At 65.9% G+C, this 2,727-nt stretch carries 3 protein-coding genes; all 3 read right to left on the reverse strand.

Annotated features, from left to right (window positions below):
* Positions 1–1,727 (reverse strand): ABC transporter substrate-binding protein (locus HZ321_RS21420; RefSeq protein ID WP_181704462.1); only part of this gene is annotated, 1,727 nt, incomplete at its 3' end.
* A 161-nt stretch (positions 1,728–1,888) separates the two neighbouring features.
* Complete coding sequence (locus HZ321_RS21425) at positions 1,889–2,170, reverse strand: DUF2160 domain-containing protein (protein ID WP_181704463.1); 282 nt, start codon at positions 2,168–2,170, stop codon at positions 1,889–1,891.
* A gap of 11 nt (positions 2,171–2,181) precedes the next feature.
* Positions 2,182–2,727: carbohydrate ABC transporter permease (locus HZ321_RS21430; RefSeq protein ID WP_181704464.1), on the reverse strand; the 546-nt coding region annotated here is incomplete at its 5' end.

Raw genomic sequence — 2,727 nt, forward strand, 5'->3', positions numbered from 1 at the left:
TGCTTGGCGTCGGCCCAGCTCTTCACGAGCTCGTCGTAGTTGACGGTGATGGGCTTTTCCTTTTCGTTCTCGATCTTGGGCTGCGGCGCGAGGGTGCCGTTCTTCTTGGCTTCCTCGACCCAGTACTCCAGGCTCTGCTCTTCGTTGAGCTTGGGCCCGATGTCGCCCTGGACGCCGGCGCGCTCCAGACGGGAGAGCACCTTCTCCTGCTCGGCGCAGAGGCCGTCCATGGCTTCCTGCGCGGTCTTGGCGCCCGACGAGGCGTCGCCGATCGCCTGCCACCACAGCTGGGCCAGCTTGGGGTAGTCAGGCACGTTGGTGCCGGTCGGGGACCACTGGACGCGGGCCGGCGAGCGGTAGAACTCGACCAGACCACCCAGCTTGGGGGCGCGCTCGGTGAAGCTCTCGTGGCGGATCGTCGACTCGCGGATGAAGGTGAGGCCGGTGTGGCTCTTCTTCACGTCGACGGTCTTGGACGTCACGAACTGGGCGTAGAGCCAGGCGGCCTGGGCCCGATCGACCGGGGTCGACTTCAGCAGCGTCCAGGAACCGGCGTCCTGGTAGCCGAGCTTCATGCCTTCCTTCCAGTAGACGCCGTGGGGCGAGGGGGCCATGCGCCACTTCGGGGTGCCGTCCGCGTTCACGACCGGCAGGCCGTCCTTGACCATGTCGGCGGTGAAGGCGGTGTACCAGAAGATCTGCTGGGCGACCGCACCCTGGGCCGGCACCGGGCCGGATTCGGAGAAGGTCATGCCCTGGGCTTCCGGCGGGGCGTACTTGCCGAGCCAGTCCAGGTACTTCTGGATGGAGTAGACGGCCGCCGGGCCGTTGGTGTCACCGCCGCGGGCGACGCAGGAGCCGACCGGCTGGGAGTTCTCGTTGACGCGGATGCCCCACTCGTCGACCGGGACGCCGTTCGGGATGCCCTTGTCGCCGTTGCCGGCCATCGACAGCCAGGCGTCGGTGAAGCGCCAGCCGAGCGAGGGGTCCTTCTTGCCGTAGTCCATGTGGCCGTAGACCTTCTTCCCGTCGATCTCGCGACCGGTGAAGAACTCGGCGATGTCCTCGTAGGCCGACCAGTTGACCGGAACGCCGAGGTCGTAGCCGTACTTGGCCTTGAACTCCTCCTTGATCGCCGGGTCGTTGAACCAGTCGTAGCGGAACCAGTAGAGGTTGGCGAACTGCTGGTCGGGCAGCTGGTAGAGCTTGCCGTCCGGGGCGGTGGTGAAGGACTTGCCGACGAAGTCGTCGATGTCCAGGCCCGGGTTGGTGACGGAGGCGCCCTCGCCGGCCATCCAGTCGGTGAGGTTGCGGGCCTGCTGGTAGCGCCAGTGGGTGCCGATCAGGTCGGAGTCGTTGATGTAGGCGTCGTAGACGTTCTCGCCGGACTGCATCTGCGTCTGCAGCTTCTCCACGACGTCGCCCTCGCCGATGAGGTCGTGCGTCACTTTGATGCCGGTGATTTCCTCGAACGCCTTGGCGAGCGTCTTGGACTCGTATTCGTGGGTGGTGATCGTCTCGGAAACGACCTTGATTTCCATGCCCTTGAACGGTTCGGCGGCCTTGATGAACCACTCCATCTCGGCCAGCTGCTCCTCCTTGGACAAGGCGGAGGGCTGGAATTCGCTATCGATCCACTTCTTCGCAGCTTCTACATCTGCGAAGGCGGGGGATGCGAACGCCATGACGACCGCGGCGGCAGCCGAGGTCATAAGAAGCTTATGCATCACGTGTCCTCCCTTGGGCCCGGCTTCATGCCGGGGCTTCCTCAACTCGGGGGCGACCGTGGCAGCGGTCGTTCCCCGGCTTTCTCCCAGGCCCCCGCGGAGTTGGGGGAACTCCCACTCGCCCCCCTCGCGGACCTGAAAAACGGATCGCACCGCCGGCTTCAGACGAACCTGAAGACGGCGAGCGCGTAGACGATCGACAGCGCAAGCGCCCACCACAGACCGGGGCCGACGAGGCCGAGCCAGGCGAGGTGGATGAAGGCGCTGCCGAGAAGCGAAACGAACAGGCGGTCGCCGCGCGTGGTCTCGAAGCGCAGCACGCCGACGCGGGGGTGCCCGCCGGGCGAGGCGAACTCCCAGACGCCCATCGCCGCGATGAGCAGGGCGATGGTTCCGAAGAAGAGCGCGGTCGGCCAGGTCCAGGCCATCCAGGAGAAGTCCATCGGAGACCTCCTCAAACGCGGCCGAGGGCAAAGCCCTTGGCGATGTAGTTGCGGACGAACCAGATCACGAGCGCGCCCGGGATGATGGTGAGGACGCCGGCCGCGGCGAGCACGCCCCAGTCCAGACCCGAGGCGGAGACCGTGCGGGTCATGGTGGCGGCGATCGGCTTGGCGTCGGTGGTGGTGAGGGTGCGGGCGATCAGCAGCTCGACCCAGGAGAACATGAAGCAGAAGAAGGCCGCGACGCCGATGCCCGAGGCGATCAGCGGCATGAAGATCTTCACGAAGAAGGTCGGGAAGGAGTAGCCGTCGATGTAGGCGGTCTCGTCGATCTCCTTGGGCACGCCCGACATGAAGCCTTCCAGGATCCAGACGGCGAGGGGCACGTTGAACAGGCAGTGCGCGATGGCGACGGCGATGTGCGTGTCGATCAGGCCGAAGGACGAGTAGAGCTGGAAGAAGGGCAGCACGAACACGGCCGGCGGCGCCATGCGGTTGGTGAGCAGCCAGAAGAAGAGGTGCTTGTCGCCGAGGAAGCGGTAGCGCGAGAAGGCGTA

The organism is Chthonobacter albigriseus, from assembly GCF_013839445.1.
In the GTDB taxonomy this organism is placed as follows: domain Bacteria; phylum Pseudomonadota; class Alphaproteobacteria; order Rhizobiales; family Pleomorphomonadaceae; genus Chthonobacter; species Chthonobacter albigriseus.

Coding starts and splice junctions, on each gene's coding strand:
- HZ321_RS21425 (WP_181704463.1), bottom strand. CDS start 2,170: ATGGACTTCTCCTGGATGGCCTGGACCTGGCCGACCGCGCTCTTCTTC.